At 75.7% G+C, this 17,600-nt stretch carries 19 protein-coding genes; 8 read left to right on the forward strand and 11 right to left on the reverse strand.

Annotated elements, in window-relative coordinates:
- Window positions 1-8 precede the first annotated feature (8 nt).
- On the reverse strand, window positions 9-749 hold the full coding sequence (locus OO48_RS17990) for a cobalt-precorrin-6A reductase (RefSeq protein ID WP_033217415.1): 741 nt from the start codon (window positions 747-749) through the stop codon (window positions 9-11).
- Between the two features lie 153 nt (window positions 750-902).
- Here OO48_RS17990 and OO48_RS17995 point away from each other — a divergent pair, with 153 nt between their 5' ends.
- A complete protein-coding gene (locus tag OO48_RS17995) occupies window positions 903-2,045 on the forward strand; it encodes a cobalt-precorrin-5B (C(1))-methyltransferase (RefSeq protein ID WP_033217416.1) in 1,143 nt (380 codons plus the stop codon).
- A 26-nt stretch (window positions 2,046-2,071) separates the two neighbouring features.
- On the opposite strand, the gene OO48_RS18000 is transcribed toward OO48_RS17995, so the two are convergent.
- From OO48_RS18000 to OO48_RS18015, 4 genes are all read right to left on the reverse strand, one after another.
- On the reverse strand, window positions 2,072-2,722 hold the full coding sequence (locus OO48_RS18000; protein ID WP_157845483.1) for a hypothetical protein: 651 nt from the start codon (window positions 2,720-2,722) through the stop codon (window positions 2,072-2,074).
- Between the two features lie 125 nt (window positions 2,723-2,847).
- On the reverse strand, window positions 2,848-3,258 hold the full coding sequence (locus OO48_RS18005) for a RidA family protein (protein WP_033217420.1): 411 nt from the start codon (window positions 3,256-3,258) through the stop codon (window positions 2,848-2,850).
- 32 nt (window positions 3,259-3,290) lie between these two features.
- Complete coding sequence (locus tag OO48_RS18010) at window positions 3,291-4,049, reverse strand: IclR family transcriptional regulator (RefSeq protein ID WP_033217422.1); 759 nt, start codon at window positions 4,047-4,049, stop codon at window positions 3,291-3,293.
- Window positions 4,050-4,096: 47 nt separating this feature from the next.
- A complete protein-coding gene (locus OO48_RS18015) occupies window positions 4,097-5,197 on the reverse strand; it encodes a sugar kinase (protein ID WP_033217424.1) in 1,101 nt (366 codons plus the stop codon).
- 248 nt (window positions 5,198-5,445) lie between these two features.
- Between OO48_RS18015 and OO48_RS18020 the strand changes: the two genes are divergently transcribed.
- The 3 genes from OO48_RS18020 to OO48_RS18030 are packed head-to-tail and all read left to right on the forward strand — an operon-like array spanning window position 5,446 to window position 9,101.
- On the forward strand, window positions 5,446-6,789 hold the full coding sequence (locus OO48_RS18020; RefSeq protein ID WP_245194700.1) for an alanine racemase: 1,344 nt from the start codon (window positions 5,446-5,448) through the stop codon (window positions 6,787-6,789).
- Window positions 6,789-8,411: an N-acyl-D-amino-acid deacylase family protein gene (locus OO48_RS18025; protein WP_033217426.1), complete on the forward strand. Its 1,623-nt coding sequence runs from the start codon at window positions 6,789-6,791 to the stop codon at window positions 8,409-8,411. The genes OO48_RS18020 and OO48_RS18025 overlap by 1 nt, the downstream gene beginning before the upstream one ends.
- 60 nt (window positions 8,412-8,471) lie before the next feature.
- Complete coding sequence (locus tag OO48_RS18030; RefSeq protein WP_051732265.1) at window positions 8,472-9,101, forward strand: bifunctional 4-hydroxy-2-oxoglutarate aldolase/2-dehydro-3-deoxy-phosphogluconate aldolase; 630 nt, start codon at window positions 8,472-8,474, stop codon at window positions 9,099-9,101.
- A gap of 14 nt (window positions 9,102-9,115) precedes the next feature.
- Here the strand turns inward: OO48_RS18030 and OO48_RS18035 are convergent, their stop codons facing one another.
- A complete protein-coding gene (locus tag OO48_RS18035) occupies window positions 9,116-9,703 on the reverse strand; it encodes a peroxiredoxin-like family protein (protein WP_051732266.1) in 588 nt (195 codons plus the stop codon).
- 76 nt (window positions 9,704-9,779) lie between these two features.
- Here OO48_RS18035 and OO48_RS18040 point away from each other — a divergent pair, with 76 nt between their 5' ends.
- A complete protein-coding gene (locus OO48_RS18040) occupies window positions 9,780-10,409 on the forward strand; it encodes a TetR/AcrR family transcriptional regulator (RefSeq protein ID WP_033217428.1) in 630 nt (209 codons plus the stop codon).
- A gap of 54 nt (window positions 10,410-10,463) precedes the next feature.
- Here OO48_RS18040 and OO48_RS18045 read toward each other — a convergent pair whose 3' ends face one another.
- Complete coding sequence (locus OO48_RS18045) at window positions 10,464-11,129, reverse strand: TetR/AcrR family transcriptional regulator (RefSeq protein ID WP_051732267.1); 666 nt, start codon at window positions 11,127-11,129, stop codon at window positions 10,464-10,466.
- A gap of 118 nt (window positions 11,130-11,247) precedes the next feature.
- Here OO48_RS18045 and OO48_RS18050 point away from each other — a divergent pair, with 118 nt between their 5' ends.
- Window positions 11,248-12,414: an FAD-dependent oxidoreductase gene (locus OO48_RS18050; RefSeq protein WP_033217430.1), complete on the forward strand. Its 1,167-nt coding sequence runs from the start codon at window positions 11,248-11,250 to the stop codon at window positions 12,412-12,414.
- A 184-nt stretch (window positions 12,415-12,598) separates the two neighbouring features.
- Window positions 12,599-12,946, forward strand: a complete 348-nt coding sequence (locus OO48_RS18055) for a DoxX family protein (RefSeq protein ID WP_033217432.1) — start codon at window positions 12,599-12,601, stop codon at window positions 12,944-12,946.
- A gap of 186 nt (window positions 12,947-13,132) precedes the next feature.
- On the opposite strand, the gene cobM is transcribed toward OO48_RS18055, so the two are convergent.
- From cobM to OO48_RS18070, 3 genes are all read right to left on the reverse strand, one after another.
- Complete coding sequence (cobM, locus tag OO48_RS18060) at window positions 13,133-13,873, reverse strand: precorrin-4 C(11)-methyltransferase (RefSeq protein WP_033217434.1); 741 nt, start codon at window positions 13,871-13,873, stop codon at window positions 13,133-13,135.
- On the reverse strand, window positions 13,870-15,168 hold the full coding sequence (locus tag OO48_RS18065) for a bifunctional cobalt-precorrin-7 (C(5))-methyltransferase/cobalt-precorrin-6B (C(15))-methyltransferase (RefSeq protein ID WP_033217436.1): 1,299 nt from the start codon (window positions 15,166-15,168) through the stop codon (window positions 13,870-13,872). Before OO48_RS18065 ends, cobM begins: the two co-directional genes overlap by 4 nt.
- A gap of 159 nt (window positions 15,169-15,327) precedes the next feature.
- Entirely contained in the window at window positions 15,328-15,774 is a 447-nt protein-coding gene (locus tag OO48_RS18070; RefSeq protein WP_245194701.1) for a MarR family winged helix-turn-helix transcriptional regulator, read from the reverse strand.
- 224 nt (window positions 15,775-15,998) lie between these two features.
- On the opposite strand from OO48_RS18070, the gene OO48_RS18075 reads away from it, so the two are divergent.
- Window positions 15,999-17,258, forward strand: coding sequence for an alpha/beta hydrolase family protein (locus OO48_RS18075; protein WP_063830701.1), 1,260 nt, complete (start codon window positions 15,999-16,001; stop codon window positions 17,256-17,258).
- On the opposite strand, the gene OO48_RS36390 is transcribed toward OO48_RS18075, so the two are convergent.
- A complete protein-coding gene (locus tag OO48_RS36390; protein WP_081952201.1) occupies window positions 17,168-17,503 on the reverse strand; it encodes an EthD domain-containing protein in 336 nt (111 codons plus the stop codon). The two genes, OO48_RS18075 and OO48_RS36390, sit on opposite strands and share 91 nt — an antisense overlap.
- Between the last annotated feature and the right edge of the window lie 97 nt (window positions 17,504-17,600).

A 17,600-nucleotide genomic window follows, 5' to 3' on the forward strand; every position in this document is an offset into this window, starting at 1 on the left:
ACGGTGCGTCAGCCCGCCAGCCGCCTGACCCAGTCGGCCGCCCCGGCGACGTCCGGGGCGGTGCGCACCCCCGCCGGGGCGGCCGGGCGCTCCACCACCACCACGGACAGGCCCAGTTCGCGGGCGGCGGTCAGCTTGGGGGCGGTGGCGGCGCTGCCGCTGTCCTTGGTCACCAGCACCTCGATCCGGTGGGCGCGCAGCAGCGCGCGCTCCCCGTCCAGGGTGAACGGGCCGCGCTCCAGCAGCACTTCGGTGCGCGCGGGCATCGGCGGCACCGGCGCTTCGACCGAACGGGCCAGGAAGGACAGGCCGTCCAGGTGCGCGAAGGCGGCGATGCCCTGGCGCCCGGTGGTCAGGAACACCCGGGTGCCGAGCGCGGGCAGCGCCTGCGCCGCCGCCGCCAGGTTCGCCACCCGGTGCCAGCGGTCCCCGTCCTGCGGGGCCCAACTCGGGCGGCGCAGCGCCAGCAGCGGGGTGCCGGTGTCGGCGGCGGCCAGCGCCGCGTTGCGGCTGATCCGCTCGGCGAACGGGTGGGTGGCGTCCAGCAGCGCGTCCACCCCGTGGGCGCGCAGCCAGTCGGCCAGGCCCGCCGGACCGCCGAAACCGCCGATCCGGACCTCCCCGGCGGGCAGCCTCGGCTGCGCCACCCGCCCGGCCAGCGAACTGGTCACCCGCAGCGCCGGATCGGCCGCCAGCACGTCCGCCAGCCGGCGGGCCTCGCTGGTGCCGCCGAGGATCAGGACGTGCATGCGGACTCCCGGGCCGGTGCGATCAGGACACACCACCCTAACCGGGGGCTCGGCGCGGCCCGCGTGGGACGGTGGGGGAGTGGGGGAGTGGGGGAGTGGGACGGTGGGGACGACGAGCCGGTGGGAACAGCGAGGAGAGCGGCGGGATGAGCGGTGAGTGACGAGGCACCGGGCGCGCAGGCGCCGAGCGGCGGGCGGCGGGGGCAGTTGCGCAGCAGCGGGCTGCGGCCCGGCTGGACGACGGGCGCGTGCGCGACGGCCGCGACCAAGGCCGCGTACACGGCGCTGCTCGGCGGGGGGTTCCCCGACCCGGTGGTGATCACGCTGCCGAAGGGCGAGCGTCCCGCGTTCGCGCTGGCCGTGGAGGAGTGGGCGCCCGGCCGGGCCAGCGCCGGGGTGGTCAAGGACGCGGGCGACGACCCGGACGTGACGCACGGCGCCCTGGTGCGCTCCACCGTGCGGCCGGGCCCGCCGGGCAGCGGCGTGGTGTTCCGGGCCGGCCCCGGCGTGGGGACGGTCACCAAGCCGGGCCTGCCGCTGGCGGTCGGCGAGCCGGCCGTCAACCCGGTGCCCCGGCAGCTGATGCGCGAGGCGATCGCCGAAGTGGCCCGGGAGTTCGGGGCGTCCGGCGACGTGGAGGTGGAACTGTCCGTCGACCACGGCGAGGAGATCGCCCGGCACACCTGGAACCCGCGGCTGGGCATCCTCGGCGGCCTGTCCATCCTCGGTACCACCGGCATCGTCGTCCCGTACTCCTGCTCGGCGTGGATCGACTCGATCCGGCGCGGCATCGACGTGGCCCGCGCCGCCGGTCGCACCCACGTCGCGGGCGCGACCGGATCCACCTCCGAGAAGGTGGTGGTCGCCGAGTACGGCCTGCCCGAGGACGCGCTGCTCGACATGGGCGACTTCGCCGGCGCCGTCCTCAAGTACCTGCGCCGGCACCCGGTTCCGCGCCTGACCGTCTGCGGCGGCTTCGCCAAGCTCTCCAAGCTGGCCGCCGGCCACCTCGACCTGCACTCCGGCCGCTCCCAGGTCGACAAGGCCCGACTCGCCGCGCTGGCGAGGGAGGCCGGTGCCGACGAGGAGCTCGTCGCCGGGGTCGCCGCCGCCAACACCGCGCTGGAAGCGGTGCAGTCGTGCGCGGCGGCGGGCGTCCCGCTCGGTGACCTGGTGGCCGAAGGCGCCCGTGCCACCGCGCTCGGGGTGCTGCTCGGCGCCCCCGTCACCGTCGACGTGATCTGCATCGACCGCGCGGGCACGATCGTCGGCCGGGCCGCCCCGAAGGGCCCCTGACGGGACGGCGCGGTCCGCGGCCGGTACTACGCCCCCGGGCCCTCCTGGTACTCGAGCCTGGGCCGGTCGCCCGGCCGGGGGCCGCCGTCGGGCGGGTAGATCGTGCTCGTGGCGATGTCGATCGCCGCCGACGTGATGTTGTACCAGTCGATCGAGTCGCCGGGTTCGAGCATGACGGCGTTGCTCGTGTTCCCCTGCGCGTCGATGCCCACCAGCAGGACCGGGACGTTGCCGGTGTTGGTCGCGTGGCGCACGCTGACGGTGTTGAGGCGCATCCACCCGACCACGGGGGGCGTGACGGCCTTGACCGGGGCGGCGGGGGCCGCGCCGGTCTCGGCGGGGGAGCCGCCCGGGCCCGGGTCGACCACGCGGACGGTCCGCCGCTGCGTGATCGGGCCGGTGGTCGGGCCGTCGGGCACCGACCGCCCCCGGCCGGAGGACGTCCGCACCACCGTCATGGTGTTCGGCGGTCCGACCACGACCCCGGCCCGGGGGTCGTAGGTGTACCCGTCGGGGATGGCCGCGCCGAGGCGCGGTTCGTAGTGGTAGCCCGACTCGACCCGGACCGCCCCCTCGGTGAGGGGCCGGCAGCTGTCGTGCCAGGCGAACCGCCGGTGCAGCACCCGGTCGTTCGACTTCTCGGCCTTCTGCATGATCATCTGTCGCTGTTCGCACATGGCAGCGCTCCCGCCGTTCGTCCTCCAGTCCGAGTGTGGGACGCCGGGCGGGAGCCCGCCACCAAGCGCGTCCGGCGGCCGCCCCCGGGCCGGGTGGGCGCGGGGACGGCCGCCGGACCGGCCGGTCAGCCGGTGACGACGGCCTGCGCGTCGATCTCCACCAGCATCGGCTCCTGCGGGAGTTCGACGAAGACCGTGGTGCGGCAGGGCTTCACGCCGCCCGGTGCGATGTTCTCCTCGATGAACTGCGCGTACACCTCGTTCATCAGCGGGAAGTCGGCGCGCTTGGTCAGGTAGACGCGGAACATCACCACGTCCTCGATGCTCGCCCCGCCCGCCTCGACGATCGCCTTGACGTTCTCCAGCGTCCGCCGGGTCTGCGCCTTCACGTCGCCGTGGTGCAGGTACTCGCCGGTCGCCGGGTCCTGCGGGCCCTGGCCGGACACCTGCAGGATCGGGCCCTTGCGCACGCCCTGCGAGAACATCCAGGCCGGGGCGGGTGCGCCGTCGGTGCGGACCTCGATCTTGTCGCTCATGTGTCGTACTCCAGAAGGAAACTGACGGTGCGTCAGTGAACGGTGCCGCGGACCGGAAGGCCCGCGTCGGCGGAGATCGCCCTGGTGCAGGCGAGCAGTTGGGGGAGCAGTTCGAGCACCTGCTCGTACGGGAGGACCACGTCCGGCACGGATATCGACGCCGCGGCCACCACCCGGCCCGAGACGTCCCGGATCGGCGCGGCCACGCAGTTGATGAACGCCTCGTGCTCGGCGTGGTCCTGCGCCCAGCCCTGCGCCGCGACCTGGTCGAGCTCGGCCAGCAGCGCCTGCGGGCTGGTGATCGTGTTCGGGGTGTGCACGGTGAACTCGATGCCGTCCACCACCCGGCGCCGCTCGGCCGGCGACAGGTCGGCCAGCAGCACCTTGGCCACCGCCGTGTTGTGCAGCGCCGCGCGCAGCCCGATCCGCGAGTACATCCGCACCGGGTGCCGCGAGTCGTACTTGTCGATGTAGACCACCTCGCCGCCCTCGTACGCGGCCAGGTGCACGGTCTGGCCGGTCGCCGCGTTCAGCTCGGCGAGGTGCGGGGCGGCGGTGCGGCGGATGCCGCGCTGCTCCAGGGCGAGGCTGGACAGCGCGAACAGGCCCGCGCCGAGGTGGTAGCGGTACTGGGCGTCGCGGTGGACGAAGCGCTCCTCCTCCAGGCTCTGCAGCAGCCGCAGCACGGTGGTCTTGTGCACGCCGATCAGCTCGGCCAACTGGTCGAGGGAGCGCTCGCCCTCGCCGAGTTCGGCGAGCAGGCGCAGGGCGCGGGTGACGGTCTGGCTCATGGGTGTCCCGAGGGTCTTCGAGGGTGCCGGGAGCGGCGGGTGTGCTCTCAGGTGGCGTGGACGGGGGCGTGGACGGGGGCGTGGGCGCGGGCGGGCAGTGCGGGGGAGTCGAAGCCGGACGCCGAGACCCGGGTCGCCGCCCAGTCGCCCTCGTCGGCGGCCAGCAGCGCGGCCACCGTCGTCGCGTCCGGCAGCGCGCCGTGGTCGGTGGGCGCGGTCAGCGCGCCCGCCGCCGCCAGGTGGCCCAGGCGCAGCCGGGAGCGCTGGTCCAGCCCGCGCAGGGTGCCGGCCAGGTAGCCGGCCGCGAACGCGTCGCCCGCGCCGGTCGGCTCCACCACCTCGACCCGCAGCGCCGGCTCGGTGACCTGCCGCCCGTCCCGGTCGAGCGCGCTGACCAGGTGCCCGGAGTCCTTGACCACCAGGGTGGCCGGGGACGGGAAGAGCCGGCGCAGCGCCCGCGGGTCGCCGGTGCCGAACGCCTCCTCGGCCTCGTCCGCGCCCAGCAGCAGCACGTCCGCGGCGTCCAGCAGTTCCGGCAGCACCGCCGGGTCGCGCAGCCGCCACAGCGCCGGGCGCCAGTTCAGGTCGAAGGAGACCAGCCGGCCCGGGCGGCGGCGGGCCAGCAGGGCGCGCACCAGGGCCAGGCAGCCGTCCGACAGCGCGGGGGTGATGCCCGTCAGGTGCAGCAGCGGCGCGGCGTCCAGCAGGGCCGCGGCCACCGGGTCGTCCAGCAGTGCGGGGGAGAGCGCGGAGGCCGCCGAGCCGGTGCGGTAGTAGTGCAGGCGGGAGCGGCCCGGGCCCAGGTCGTGCGGCAGGCCGGAGCCGCCGGTCTCCTTCAGGTACACCCCGGTCGGGCGGTGCGGGTCCACGGCGACGGCCGACACGTCCACCCCCGCCGCCGCCAGGTCTCCGGTCAGGCGGCGGCCGAAGCCGTCCGCGCCGACCCGGCTGATCCACGCCGTCGGCACGCCCAGCGCGGCCAGCGCCGCCGCCACGTTGGACTCGGCGCCCCCCACCGAGGGGCGGAACGCGCCGACGGCCTCGAACGGCCCCGGCCGGTCGGGCAGCAGCACCGCCATCGACTCGCCCAGGCACACGGCCCGGGCGGTGGCCCCACCGTCCTGGCCCGCCCCGTCCTGATCCGCCATCAACCCGCTCCCTCACCCTCGGGCCCGCGCCCCCGCTCCCGCCGCCGACGGCCCGCGCGCTCCGGCGCTCGGCGGTGAGCCCCGGTGCTGCGCACCTGGTGGGAGGGGTGGACGGGCCGCGTCGCGGTCCGTTGACCGCCGTCCGGCGTGAATGCTAGAACCGTATCACCAACATGCGCAATAGAGGTTGCGCATGTTGCAACTCCCCAGCTCGCGAGTGGGTCGGGGTTCGATGCGGAGGCAGGGCGATGAGCGAAACGGCAGGATCGGCAGAGCGGACGGACCAGGACCGGCAGTACTTCGCCGACCCCGTCCACGGCCCCGGCATCGACACCGCCGCCGTCGCCGCCCTCGCCGACGAGACGCTCGACTTCCGCTTCAAGGCCGTCCCCGCCGACGCCTGGGGCCGCAGCGTCCGCGACTGGCTCGCCACCCGCCCCACCCTCGACGGCCTCGGCACCCCCCTGCTCACCCTCGACGCCGCCGCCCTCGACCACAACCTGCGCACCATGGCCGCCTGGTGCCGCGGCGCCGGCGTCCGGCTCGCCCCGCACGGCAAGACCACCATGGCCCCCGCCCTCTGGCAGGCCCAGCTCGCCGCCGGCGCCCACGCCGTCACCCTCGCCAACCTCCCCCAGCTGCGCGTCGCCCGCGCCTTCGGCGTCCAGCGCCTGCTGCTCGCCAACACCCTGCTCGACCCCGCCGGACTCGCCTGGGTCGCCGCCGAACTCGACCGCGACCCCGGCTTCGCCTTCACCTCCTGGGTCGACTCCACCGACGGCGTCCGGCAGATGGACGCCGCCCTGCGCGCCGCCGGCGCCACCCGCCCGGTCGAGGTCCTGGTCGAACTCGGCGGCCCCGGCGGGCGCACCGGCGCCCGCGGCGTCCCCGCCGCCCTGGAGGTCGCCGCCGCCGTCCTCGCCGCCCCCGCCCTGCGCCTGGCCGGCGTCGGCGGCTACGAAGGCGCCCTCGCCCACGACGCCTCCGACGCCGCCCTCGCCGCCGTCCGCGGCTACCTCGCCGACCTCGCCGACCTGCACCGCCGCCTCGCCGCCGACTACCCCACCGCCACCCCCGTCGTCACCGCCGGCGGCAGCGCCTACTTCGACACCGTCGCGCAGGAGTTGACCCCCCTCGCCCGGCACGTCCCCGGCACCGTCGTCATCGTCCGGGCCGGCGCCTACCTCGCCCACGACGACGGCTTCTACCGCGGCATCTCCCCGCTCGCCCGGGGCGCCGCCGCCACCCCGCTGCGCTCCGCCATGCACGGCTGGGCCCGCGTCGTCTCCCACCCCGAGCCCCGACTCGCCCTGCTCGACGCCGGAAAGCGCGACCTCCCGTTCGACGAAGGGCTGCCCGAGCCCCAACTCGTCCGCGGCCGGGGGCCCTTGACCGGCGCCGCCGTCACCGCCCTCAACGACCAGCACGCCTTCCTGCGCGACGCCGGGCCCGCCGCCCCCGTCGGCGCCGTGCTCCGGCTGGGCCTGTCCCACCCCTGCACCGCCTTCGACAAGTGGAGCCTCATCCCCGTCCTCGACCACGCCGACGCCGAACACCCCCGCGTCGTCGACCTGGTCCGGACGTACTTCTGATGGCCGACCTGCTGCTGCGCGGCGCCACCGTCGTCGACGGCACCGGCGCCGACCGCCACCGCGCCGACGTCACCGTCACCGACGGCCGGATCGCCGAGATCGGCCACCCCGGAGAACGCCTGACCGGCCGCCGGGTCATCGACGCCGACGGGCTGGTACTCGCCCCCGGCTTCATCGACATGCACGCCCACTCCGACCTGCGGCTGCTGCTCGAACCCGACCACCCCTCCCGGATCACCCAGGGCGTCACGCTCGAAGTCCTCGGCCAGGACGGCCTCTCCTACGCCCCCGTCGACGACACCACGCTCGCCGCGCTGCGCCGCCAACTCGCCGGCTGGAACGGCGATCCCGCCGACGGGGACTTCGACTGGAACTGGCGCACCGTCGCCCAGTACCTCGACCGCCTCGACGCCGGCGCCGCCGTCAACACCTGCTACCTCGTCCCGCACGGCTCCGTCCGGATGCTCGCCATGGGCTGGGACAACCGTCCCCCCGACCGGGCCGAACTCGACCGGATGAAGCACCTGGTGGACCAGGCGCTGGCCGACGGCGCGGTCGGCATGTCCACCGGCCTCACCTACACCCCCGGCATGTACGCCGACACCGCCGAACTCGTCGAACTGTGCACCGTCGTCGCCGCCCGCGGTGGCTTCCACGCACCCCACCAACGCTCCTACGGCGCGGGCGCGTTGGAAGGCTACGCCGAGATGGTCGAGATCTCCCGGCGCTCCGGCTGCCCGCTCCACCTGACCCACGCCACCATGAACTTCGGCGTCAACGAGGGCCGCGCCGGACAGTTCCTCGCCCTGGTCGACGCCGCCCTCGCCGACGGCACCGACATCACCCTCGACAGCTACCCCTACCTGCCCGGGTCCACCACCCTGGCCGCCCTGCTGCCCAGTTGGTCCACCGAGGGCGGTCCCGGGGCCACCCTCGCCCGGCTCGCCGACCCCGCCGCCCGCGAGCGCATCCGCGCCGACGTCGAGGAGCGCGGCAGCGACGGCTGCCACGGCGTCGTCACCGACTGGGACACCATCCAGATCTCCGGCGTCCGCGACGGCGCGCTCTCCGCCGCCGTCGGGAGGAAGGTCTCCGAACTCGCCGCCGAACGGGGCCGCACCGGCACCGAGGTCTTCTTCGACCTGCTGCGCGCCGACCAGCTGGGCACCACCATCCTGCAGCACGTCGGCCACGAGGAGAACGTCCGCGCCATCATGCGCCACCCCGCGCACACCGTCGGCAGCGACGGACTGCTGGTCGGCGCCCGGCCGCACCCCCGCGCCTGGGGCACCTTCCCCCGCTACCTCGCCCGCTACGTCCGCGAGTTGGGCGTCCTCACGCTCGAACAGGCCGTCGCCCGGATGACCGGCCGCCCCGCCCGCCGGCTCGGCCTCGACCGGCGCGGCCTGATCCGCCCCGGCCACCACGCCGACCTGGTCCTGTTCGACCCAGGGACCGTCCGCGACACCGCCACCTTCGACCACCCCCGGCGGGCCGCCGACGGCATCCGGCACGTCCTGGTCAACGGCGTCGCCGCCCTCACCGACGGCGAACCCACCGGCGACCTGGCCGGCCGGGCGCTGCGCCGCGTCGCCGACCGCCAGGTCCGGGCCGTGGGCTGACTTCCGGCGGGACCCGCCCAGTTGTTGTGAACCAGTGGACTTTGAACAGGAGTTGGCAGGATGGGAACGGAAACGACGGACCTGCGCGCGGCGTTGGCCCGGCAGCCGGTGATCGCCGTGGTGCGGGCCCCCGTGATCCCCGACGCGGTCGCGCTCTGCCAGGCGCTCGCCGAAGGCGGCATCGCCTGGACCGAACTCACCTTCACCACCCCCGACGTCACCCGCCACCTCGCCCGCGCCGCCGGAGCCGGCTGCCGGATCGGCGTCGGCACCGTCCTCACCGCCGACCAGGCCCGGGCCGGCATCGCCGCCGGCGCCGGCTTCCTGGTCACCCCCGGCCTGCGCCCCGCCGTCGCCGACATCGCCCGCGAAGCCGGGATCCCGGTCGTGATGGGCGCGTTGACCCCGAGCGAAGTCGCCGACGCGGTCGACCTCGGCGCCGCCGCGGTCAAGATCTTCCCCGCCAAGGCGTTCGGCCCCGGCTACTTCAAGGACCTGCGCGGCCCCTACCCCGACGTCCCGCTGGTCGCCTCCGGCGGTGTCAACGCCGGCAACGCCCGGGCCTTCCTCGACCACGGCGCCCTCGCCGTCTGCGCCGGCACCGACGTCGTCCCGCCGCAGGCCGTCGCGGACGGCGACTGGGCCGACATCACCCGCCGCGCCAAGGAGTTCACCGCCTCGCTCGGCTGAGCGCGTGCGCCCCCTCAGCCCCGGGCCGCCGTGGCCGCCGACGGGCGGTGCTCCGCGGCCAGGGCGAGGACCTGGTCCACGGACCAGTGGTCGGCCGCGTGGGTGCCGTAGTGCGCGGCGGCGATCCGGCCGTCGGGGGTGAGGAGGAAGTCGGCCGGCAGGCCCAGGCGGCCGCCGAGGGGGCGGGAGGCGGGCGGGCGTTCGCGGCCGCGCAGGACGAGCGGGACGCTGCGGGCCACCCCGAGGGCGATGGACGGCCAGGCCCGGGGGTCGAGCAGGGCGCGGGCGCCGCGCTCGACCCCGTACGCCCGGTACAGCCGCTGCTCCGGATCGGCCAGCAGCGGGAACGGCGACCCGTCGGCGTACGGCCGCAGTTCGCCGGCGGGCGAGTGGAAGGCGGCCAGCTCGCGCACCCCGGCCGCGCGCAGTTCCGGGTGGCGGACGGCGAAGCCGCGCAGGTGCAGGTTGCAGATCGGGCAGCCCGCGAAGCGGCGGAACTGCAGGTGGGTCAGGCCGTCCGCGGGCACCGGCGGCAGGGGGGCGCCGGCGGCGTCGGCGGCGGGGAGGGGCGGTGCGGTGGTGCCGGCCCGGAGTCGGGACACGTGGGCTCCTCGGAGGCTCCTCGTAGGTGTGTGCCGTACGCCAAAACTGTAGGCGTATGGCGTACGCTGTCAACCCGTGCCCCGCCCACGCTCCCTGACGATCCGCCAGATCGCCGCCGCCGCGCTCGCCGTGATCGACCGCGACGGCCTGCCCGCCCTGTCCATGCGCACCGTCGCCGCCGAGCTCGACCGCCGCACCATGGCGCTGTACCGCTACGTCGAGGACCGCGAGGAACTCGAGTGCCTGGTCGTCGACCTCGCCCTCGGCGACGTCCTGGACCGCGACGTCCTGGACCGCGCCGCCCGGCCCGCCGCGACGGCCGGGCCGCGCGCCCGGCTGCTCGCCCTGCTGGAGTCGATGCGCGAGGCCGTCGGCGCGCACCCCGGCGTCCTGCCGCTGGCCGTCCGGCACCACGGCGGCTGCCCGTCCGCGCTGCGCTGGCGCGAACGGCTGCTGGAGGCCCTGGCCGACGCCGGACTCGACGCGCCGCGCCGGGCCGCCGCGTTGCACGCGCTGGTGTCGTACGTGATCGGGGCGCTCGAACTCGAGCACCAGGCTGCCGCCGCCGTCACCCCCGGCGGCCCGCTCGTCCCCGAGACCTTCCCGCTGCTCGCCGCCGCCCTGTCCGCCCGCGCCGCCGCCGACCCGGCCCGCGCCTTCACCGACGGCGCGCGTGCCGTCCTCGACGGCCTGGGCGTCGGCTGAGACGGCCTGGGCGCCGGCTGACCCGGGCCGGTGGCGGACGGGGGGGGTCAGGCGTCAGGGGGAGGGCGGGGCGAGGGCGCTCCAGCCGTGTTCGAGGAGGTCGAAGGCGCGGACCACGGCGCCGCGGACGTCGGCGTGGGACCGGGCGGCCCGCGGCGCCTCCAGGGCGAAATGGGCCAGGGCCGTGCAGGCGGGGTCGTCCGCGGGCAGGCCGCTCTCCTCGGCGATCACCGCGGCGAGCGCCGCGGTGTGCCGGAGCCACATGGCCTGGTGGTAACTGCTCAGGGCGGGCGTGGAGTCGACCAGCCCGATGAAGGCCGTGAAGCGGGGGTCGCCGTCGGCGGCGGCCCGGCGGTGGCGCAGCGCGTGCTCGCGCAGGGCGGCCGGGACGGACTGGCCGGGGGCCCGCTCGCGGACGGCGGCGAGCAGGTCGGCCTCCAGGTCGGCCTCCTCGTCGAAGACCAGGGCCTCCTTGGACGGGAAGTGCTTGAACAGCGTGGTGGTGGAGACGTCCGCGGCGTCCGCGATCTCGCGGATGCCGACCTCGTCGTAGCCGCGCTCCAGGAACAGGCGCAGCGCCGCGTCGGCGATGGCCCGGCGGGTGGCGGCCTTCTTGCGCTCGCGGCGGCCGGGCGGCGGCGGGGGTGGCGGCGGCGGAGACGGAGGGCCCGGCGGGGCCGGTGGCGGGGGTGGCGGCGGTGGCGGCGGGGTTCCGGGCATGGGGACAGTCTACCCGCCGGGTTGAGGCGGTTCAAAAGTTGAGTCGTTGCACTTTTGTAGTCGTTGTGCTCTTCTGGAGGAGCGGCCCGGCCGCACGCCGTCCGAAAGGAGCACCACCATGCCCACCACCCCCGCGTCCACCCCCCGCATCGCCGTCATCGGCGCCGGCCCCGGCGGCCTGACCTGCGCCCGCATCCTGCAGCGCCACGGCATCGCCGTCACCGTCCACGACCGCGACCCGGGCCCCGACACCCGGGACCAGGGCGGCACGCTCGACCTGCACGAGGACAACGGCCAACTCGCCCTGCGCGAAGCCGGGCTGCTGGACGACTTCCTCCGCCTGGCCCGCCCCGAGGGGCAGGAGATGCGCCAACTCGACGCCACCACCGGGGAGATCGGCTTCCACCACGTCCCCGAGGACGGCGAACGCTTCAAGCCGGAGATCGACCGCGGCCGACTGCGCGGACTCCTGCTCGGCTCGCTCGCCCCGGGCACCGTCCGCTGGGGCCGCACCCTGCGCTCCGTCGAAGGGCCCGCCGCCGGCCCCCGCCGCCTCCACTTCACCGACGGCACCGTCATCGAGGCCGACCTCGTCATCGGCGCCGACGGCGCCTGGTCCAAGGTCCGCCGCGCCCTCTCCCCGGCCACCCCCCAGTACACCGGCATCAGCTTCCTCGAAGCCTGGTTCCACGACGTGGACGACCGCCACCCCGACCTCGCCGCACTCGTCGGCCCCGGCAGCACCGCCGCCGCGGACGGCGAACGCTGCCTGTTCGCCCAGCGCAACGGCGACGACCACATCCGCGCCTACGTCATCCAGCGCGTCCCCGCCGACTGGATCACCGCGGCCGGCCTCACCGCCCGGGACACCGACGGCATCCGGGCCCTCCTCCTGGACCGCTTCCGCCACTGGGCACCCGCCCTGCGCCGACTCCTCACCGACAACGACGGCCGCTACGTCGACCGCCCCATCCACGCCCTGCCCGTCCCGCACACCTGGGAACACGACGGCGCCGTCACCCTGCTCGGCGACGCCGCCCACCTCATGCCCCCGCTGGGCGTCGGCGTCAACCTCGCCCTGCTCGACGCCTGCGAACTCGCCCTCGCCCTGGCCTCGCACGACACCGTCGCCGACGCGGTCCGCGCCTACGAGAGGACCATGCTGCCCCGCTCCGCCGAGATGCAGCGCCTGCTCGACGGCGCCGCGGAAGGACTGCTGTCCGACGAACCGCACCAGGGTGGGCCCGAGTCGTCCGAGCCGTTCGAGCCCTCCGGGGCCCGCTGAGCCGGGGTCGGAGCCCGCGTCGAGCGTCGAGACCGGTCCGAGGGAAATTCTTTCCGGGCGGTTGTCACACTCGGCGCGTGGGCGGGGTCAGTGGAGTGTCCGAGCAAGTACGTCGGAGCGCGGGGCGCGACCAGTGCGCCCCGGTCTTCCGTCAGCTCCCCTTCACACCACCCCGGAGTGCCTCGTGTCCGTCTCCTACGCCGTTCTCGCCGTCGTCACCGCCGTCTGGGTCGGGTTCTCCGGCGTGTCGCTGGCGCGCCGTGCCGAGTTCGTGGTCCAGCCGCTCGTCGAGTACGGCGTCCCGCGCTCGTGGTGGGGCCCGCTGGCGTTCGCGAAGCTCGCGGGCGCGGCCGGCGTGCTGATCGGACTCGCCGTACCCGCCCTGGGTGTCGCCGCCGCGGTGGGTCTGATCCTGTACTTCCTCGGCGCGGTCGTCACCGTCCTGCGGGCCCGCTCCTACAAGACCGTGGTCTTCCCGCTGCTCTACCTGGCCCCGGTCGCGGCCACCCTCGGACTCGCTCTCGCTGCCTGAGCGCCGTTCGAGCGGGTCCACCGGACAAGCGGCCGCGCGAGCCGCGTGCTCGACGCCCGGGCGGGCCGGCCGACGGCGGACGGCACGTCGACCGGCGCTCCGACGGAACGCCCCGAGGGGGCACCTCCCAGCCCCCTCAGGGCCGGGAGAGCCGCTCCTTGGCGGTGAGGGCCGCCTGACGCGGCACTACCGCGCCCGGGTGGTCGAGTACAGGTGGCTGTCGCGGAACTCCGTCGCCGCCAGGGTGCGGCCGACGATGATGACGGCGGTGCGCAGCACGCCCGCCGCCTTCACCTGGACGGCGATGTCACCGAGCGTGCCGCGCAGCACCAACTCGTCCGGACGGCTGGCCATCGCGACCACCGCCGCCGGGCAGTCCGGCCCGTAGTGCGGCAGCAGCTCCTCGACCACGCTGTCCACGTAGCGGACCGCCAGGTGCAGCACCAGCAGCGCGCCGCTCCTGCCCAGGACGGCCAGCTCCTCGCCGGGCGGCATCGGCGTCGCCTGCCGGGCCACCCGGGTCAGGATCACCGTCTGCCCGACCGTCGGCACCGTCAACTCCCGCTTCAGCGCCGCCGCGGCCGCCGCGAACGCGGGCACGCCGGGCACCACCTCGTACGGGATCTCCGCCGCGTCCAGCCGGCGCATCTGCTCGGCCATCGCCGAGAAGACCGACGGGTCGCCCGAGTGCAGCCGGGCCACGTCCAGGCCCTCGCCGTGCGCGCGGACGATCTCGGCCAGGATCTGGTCCAGGTCCAGGTTCGCGGTGTCCACCAGCCGGGCGTCCGGCGGGCAGTCGGCCAGCAGCTCCGGCGGCACCAGGCTGCCCGCGTACAGGCACACCCCGCAGCGGGCCAGGGTGCGCTGGCCGCGCACCGTGATCAGATCGGCCGCGCCCGGACCGGCACCGATGAAATAGACCGTCACTTCGCTCCTCCTCCTGCCCCGCCGGACCGTCCGGCGCTCGCCGCTTCGTCCGTGCCCTTGACGACGCTCCACTGGGTCACCGGCATCGCCTGCCGCCACCCCGTGAACCCGCCCACCGGCACCGCGTGCGCGACGCCCAGCTTCACCAACTCGCCGCCGTGGCGCCGGTACCACTGCGTCAGCAGCGCCTCCGACTCCAGCGTCACCGTGTTCGCCACCAGCCGCCCGCCCGGGCCGAGCGCCGCCCAGCAGGCCTCCAGCACCCCCGGCACCGTCAACCCGCCGCCGACGAACACCGCGTCCGGACGGCCGAGTTCGGGCCCCGACCCGGCCAGCTCCAGCAGCGCCGCCGGCGCCGCACCCCGGACGACCCGCAGCCGGGGCACCCCGAGCGCCGCCGCGTTGCGGGCGATCCGCTCCGCCCGCACCGCGTCCCGCTCCACGCTGACCGCCCGGCAACTGCGGTGCGCCCGGAGCCACTCGATGCCGATCGACCCCGAGCCGCCGCCCACGTCCCACAGCAGCTCGCCCGGGGCCGGGCCGAGCGCCGCCAACGTCGCCGCCCGAATGTGACGCTTCGTCAATTGGCCGTCCGACTCGAAGAGTTCGTCCCGCAGGCCGGAAACGAGCTGCTGTCGAGGGGCGTCCGGCGCGACGGCCGGGTCGCGCACGCAGTCGACCGCCAGCAGGTTCAGCGGATCGCCCGGCGGCAGCGACCAGCCCGCCGCCACGCCCTCGCGCACCGCCTCCGCCGGACCGCCCAACTGCTCCAACACCCGTACCCGGCTCGGACCGTAGCCCCGGTCCGCCAGCAGCCCCGCCACCCGCGCGGGCGTCGACGCGTCCGCGCTCAGCACCAGCAGCCGACGGCCCGGGTACAGCGCCGCGTGCAGCGACTCCAGCGGCCGGCCCACCAGCGTCACCACCTCGGTCTCCTCCACCGGCCAGCCCAGCCGGGCGCACGCCAGCGACACCGAGGACGGATGCGGCAGCACCCGCAGCGAACCCGCCGGGACGCCGCACTCCAGCAGCGTCCGGCCGATCCCGTGGAACATCGGGTCACCGCTGGCCAGCACCGCCAGCCGCCGCCCCGCGAACCGCGCCAGCAGCCCCGGCACCGAGGGCCGCAGCGGGGACGGCCACGGCACCCGATCCGCCGTCACCTCCGCCGGCAGCAGCCCCAACTGGCGCGCCCCGCCGAGCACCACCTCCGCCGCGCCCAGCGCCTCCCGCGCCGCGTCCGGGAGCCCCCGCCAGCCGTCCGCACCCACCCCCACGACGGTGATCGCAGACACGCGCAACTCCTCACGGCTCGGGTACGGGGCAGCCGCAGCCTACCCGCAACCGGCCGCCGTACCCGCCGCGAGCTGCGGAGATCCACCGTGCGACATTGGCCACACCGGTGCGTGCGGGGGAGGGGGCGACGGGCACGGAGCCCGGCCGGGCCGACCGGTTCAGCCGAGGTCGTCGGCGGCCCGCCGCAGCGCCCGGGCCGCGCGGTCCAGGAAGCCCCGGAACTGCTCCTGCTCGGCCTCGGTGAACTCGTCGGCCAGGCACTGCTCGACCTCGGTGGCGCGCTCGTCGGCCAGCTCCAGGGCGGCCCGGCCACTGTCGGTCAGCCGGGTCTCCAGCACGTTGCGGTGCCAGCGGTGCGGCGCCCGCTCCACCAACCCGCGCTCGGTCAGGTGCCGGAGCAGCACGGCCATCGCCTGCGGAGTCACCTGGCAGGACCTGGCCAGCCCCGCCCCGCTGATGCCCGGGCTGTCGGCCAGCACGTACAGCGCCGCGTACTGCGCCACCGTCAGCCCGGCGGGCTCCAGTGCGATGCGCTTCGCGGCCATCAACTCCTGGTCGGCCTGGTGCAGATCGATGCCGATGCGGTCAGTGGCGGGCATTCCCATGCGGCGATGCTACAGGGCGGGCGACATCAATCAGTATCGTTGACAGTCGTCAATGTATTGATGATGATGAGGCGTGTTGATGTCGCCGCCGCTGCTACCGCTGCTGCTACCGCCGCCGGTGTGACCGCCGCTGCTGTCGCCGTGGCCGCGCCGCCACCCCCTCGATCGATTTGTTGACTTGTCGCCCAGGTGGCTCCGCCACGTTCCGGAGGACCGTTCCGCCCATGACCGACCTCTCCTTCCTCAACACCCCCGGCGCGGCCGCCGGGTTCGTCGCCGAGACCCGCCCGCGCGCCCACGGCGCCGGCATCGACCCGTACGAGTACGACCGCGTCACCGCGGCGGTCGACTCGCTACCGCACTGGCCCGACGCCTGCCGGGCGGCCGCCCTCGCCCACCAGGCCCGGGCCGAGCGGGCCGCCGGGCGCGGCCGCCACCGGACGGCCGGGCACCACCACCGGCTCGCCGCCCGCTGGTTCCACCTCGCCGCCCTGCTGCCGGACCCGGACCGGGAGCGCGCCGCCGCCGTCGCCGCCGAGGCCGACCGGTCGATGGGCGACTACCTCGCGCTGCTCGAACCCCGGGCCCGGCGGATCTCCGGCCCGGACTACGCGGGCTGGCTGCGCCTGCCCCGGGAGGAGGCGCGACGGGAGGGGGCGGGCACTCCGCTGGTGGTGCTGGTGCCCGGCATGGACTCCTCGAAGGAGGAGTTCCACCGGCCGGCCGACGCACTGCTCGACCGCGGACTGGCGGTCCTGGCCGTCGACGGCCCGGGGCAGGGCGTCCTGGCCGCCGGCCCCGCGCTCGGCCCCGACCACCGGCACGCGCTCGGCCGCGCCCTGGACCACGCTTTGGACCACGCCCTCGACGGTGCCCCGGACCACGCACCGGGCCGGGTTCCGGCCGACGAGGCGACTGGCGGGGCGATCGACCCCGACCGGATCGCCGTCATCGGGCTCAGCCTCGGCGGCTACCTCGCCGCCGACTTCGCCGCCCACGACCCGCGCGTCCGGGCGGCCGCCCTGGTCAGCGCCCCGTACCGGCTGGACTGGGACGCGCTCGTCCCGTTCGTCACCGCCACCCTCACCCGGCGCTGCGGCGACGAGACGGCCGCCCGCGCCTTCGCCGCACGGCTCGACCTGGCCGCCCTGGCGCCCCGGCTGCGCCGCCTCCCCCTGCTCCTGGTCGAAGGCGGCCGGGACCGCATCCCGGGCGTCACCAACGCCGACGCCCTCACCGCCGACCTCCCGCACGCCGAACCGCTCCGCGTCCCGCACGGCAACCACCTCCTCGGCAACGCCCTCCCGGACTGGCTCCCCGACACCGCCGACTGGCTCGCGGACGCCCTGGCGGCCGCCGCACCGCCTGCGGCGCGGGGCGGGCGGCCCGAGGGTCAGAGCACCACGGTCTCTTCCGTGACCATGACCGCCACCGAATCCAGGTCGATGAACTCGCTCTCGTCCGGATTCACCAACTCCCGGTAGTTCCTGGACGTGAAGAAGGCGTCGTGGTCCGCCCAGCTCTCGAACCAGATCTCGGTGAGTCCGTCGTAGGCCGGGTTCGGGTAGCCCTGGGCGGGGACCGGGTGGGAGACGGTGTACTTCTTCACGTACTGCCGCGCCTCCGGAATGGAGGTGAACAACGGAGCGTGGCGGCCCCGGTGGTGCTCGACGAATTCCTCGAACGTCATTCCGCCGGCGCGGTTGATCAGGAAGGCGAACTTGATCACGGACTTCTCCCTCTCGTGTTCTCGCGGATGGGGCGGGTCGCGGCCACGGGGTTAACCTAAACGCTCACATCGATGTCAGGGGCAAGTCGCGGTGACC

The organism is Kitasatospora phosalacinea (assembly GCF_000716545.1).
Lineage (GTDB): Bacteria > Actinomycetota > Actinomycetes > Streptomycetales > Streptomycetaceae > Kitasatospora > Kitasatospora phosalacinea.

Excerpts from the sequence above, each read along its gene's own strand:
- OO48_RS17990 (WP_033217415.1), bottom strand. The coding sequence starts at position 749 with ATGCACGTCCTGATCCTCGGCGGCACCAGCGAGGCCCGCCGGCTGGCG.
- OO48_RS18000 (WP_157845483.1), bottom strand. The coding sequence starts at position 2,722 with ATGTGCGAACAGCGACAGATGATCATGCAGAAGGCCGAGAAGTCGAAC.
- OO48_RS18005 (WP_033217420.1), bottom strand. The coding sequence starts at position 3,258 with ATGAGCGACAAGATCGAGGTCCGCACCGACGGCGCACCCGCCCCGGCC.
- OO48_RS18010 (WP_033217422.1), bottom strand. The coding sequence starts at position 4,049 with ATGAGCCAGACCGTCACCCGCGCCCTGCGCCTGCTCGCCGAACTCGGC.
- OO48_RS18015 (WP_033217424.1), bottom strand. The coding sequence starts at position 5,197 with ATGGCGGATCAGGACGGGGCGGGCCAGGACGGTGGGGCCACCGCCCGG.
- OO48_RS18020 (WP_245194700.1), top strand. The coding sequence starts at position 5,446 with ATGAGCGAAACGGCAGGATCGGCAGAGCGGACGGACCAGGACCGGCAG.
- OO48_RS18025 (WP_033217426.1), top strand. The coding sequence starts at position 6,789 with ATGGCCGACCTGCTGCTGCGCGGCGCCACCGTCGTCGACGGCACCGGC.
- OO48_RS18030 (WP_051732265.1), top strand. The coding sequence starts at position 8,472 with ATGGGAACGGAAACGACGGACCTGCGCGCGGCGTTGGCCCGGCAGCCG.
- OO48_RS18045 (WP_051732267.1), bottom strand. The coding sequence starts at position 11,129 with ATGCCCGGAACCCCGCCGCCACCGCCGCCACCCCCGCCACCGGCCCCG.
- OO48_RS18050 (WP_033217430.1), top strand. The coding sequence starts at position 11,248 with ATGCCCACCACCCCCGCGTCCACCCCCCGCATCGCCGTCATCGGCGCC.
- OO48_RS18070 (WP_245194701.1), bottom strand. The coding sequence starts at position 15,774 with ATGGGAATGCCCGCCACTGACCGCATCGGCATCGATCTGCACCAGGCC.
- OO48_RS18075 (WP_063830701.1), top strand. The coding sequence starts at position 15,999 with ATGACCGACCTCTCCTTCCTCAACACCCCCGGCGCGGCCGCCGGGTTC.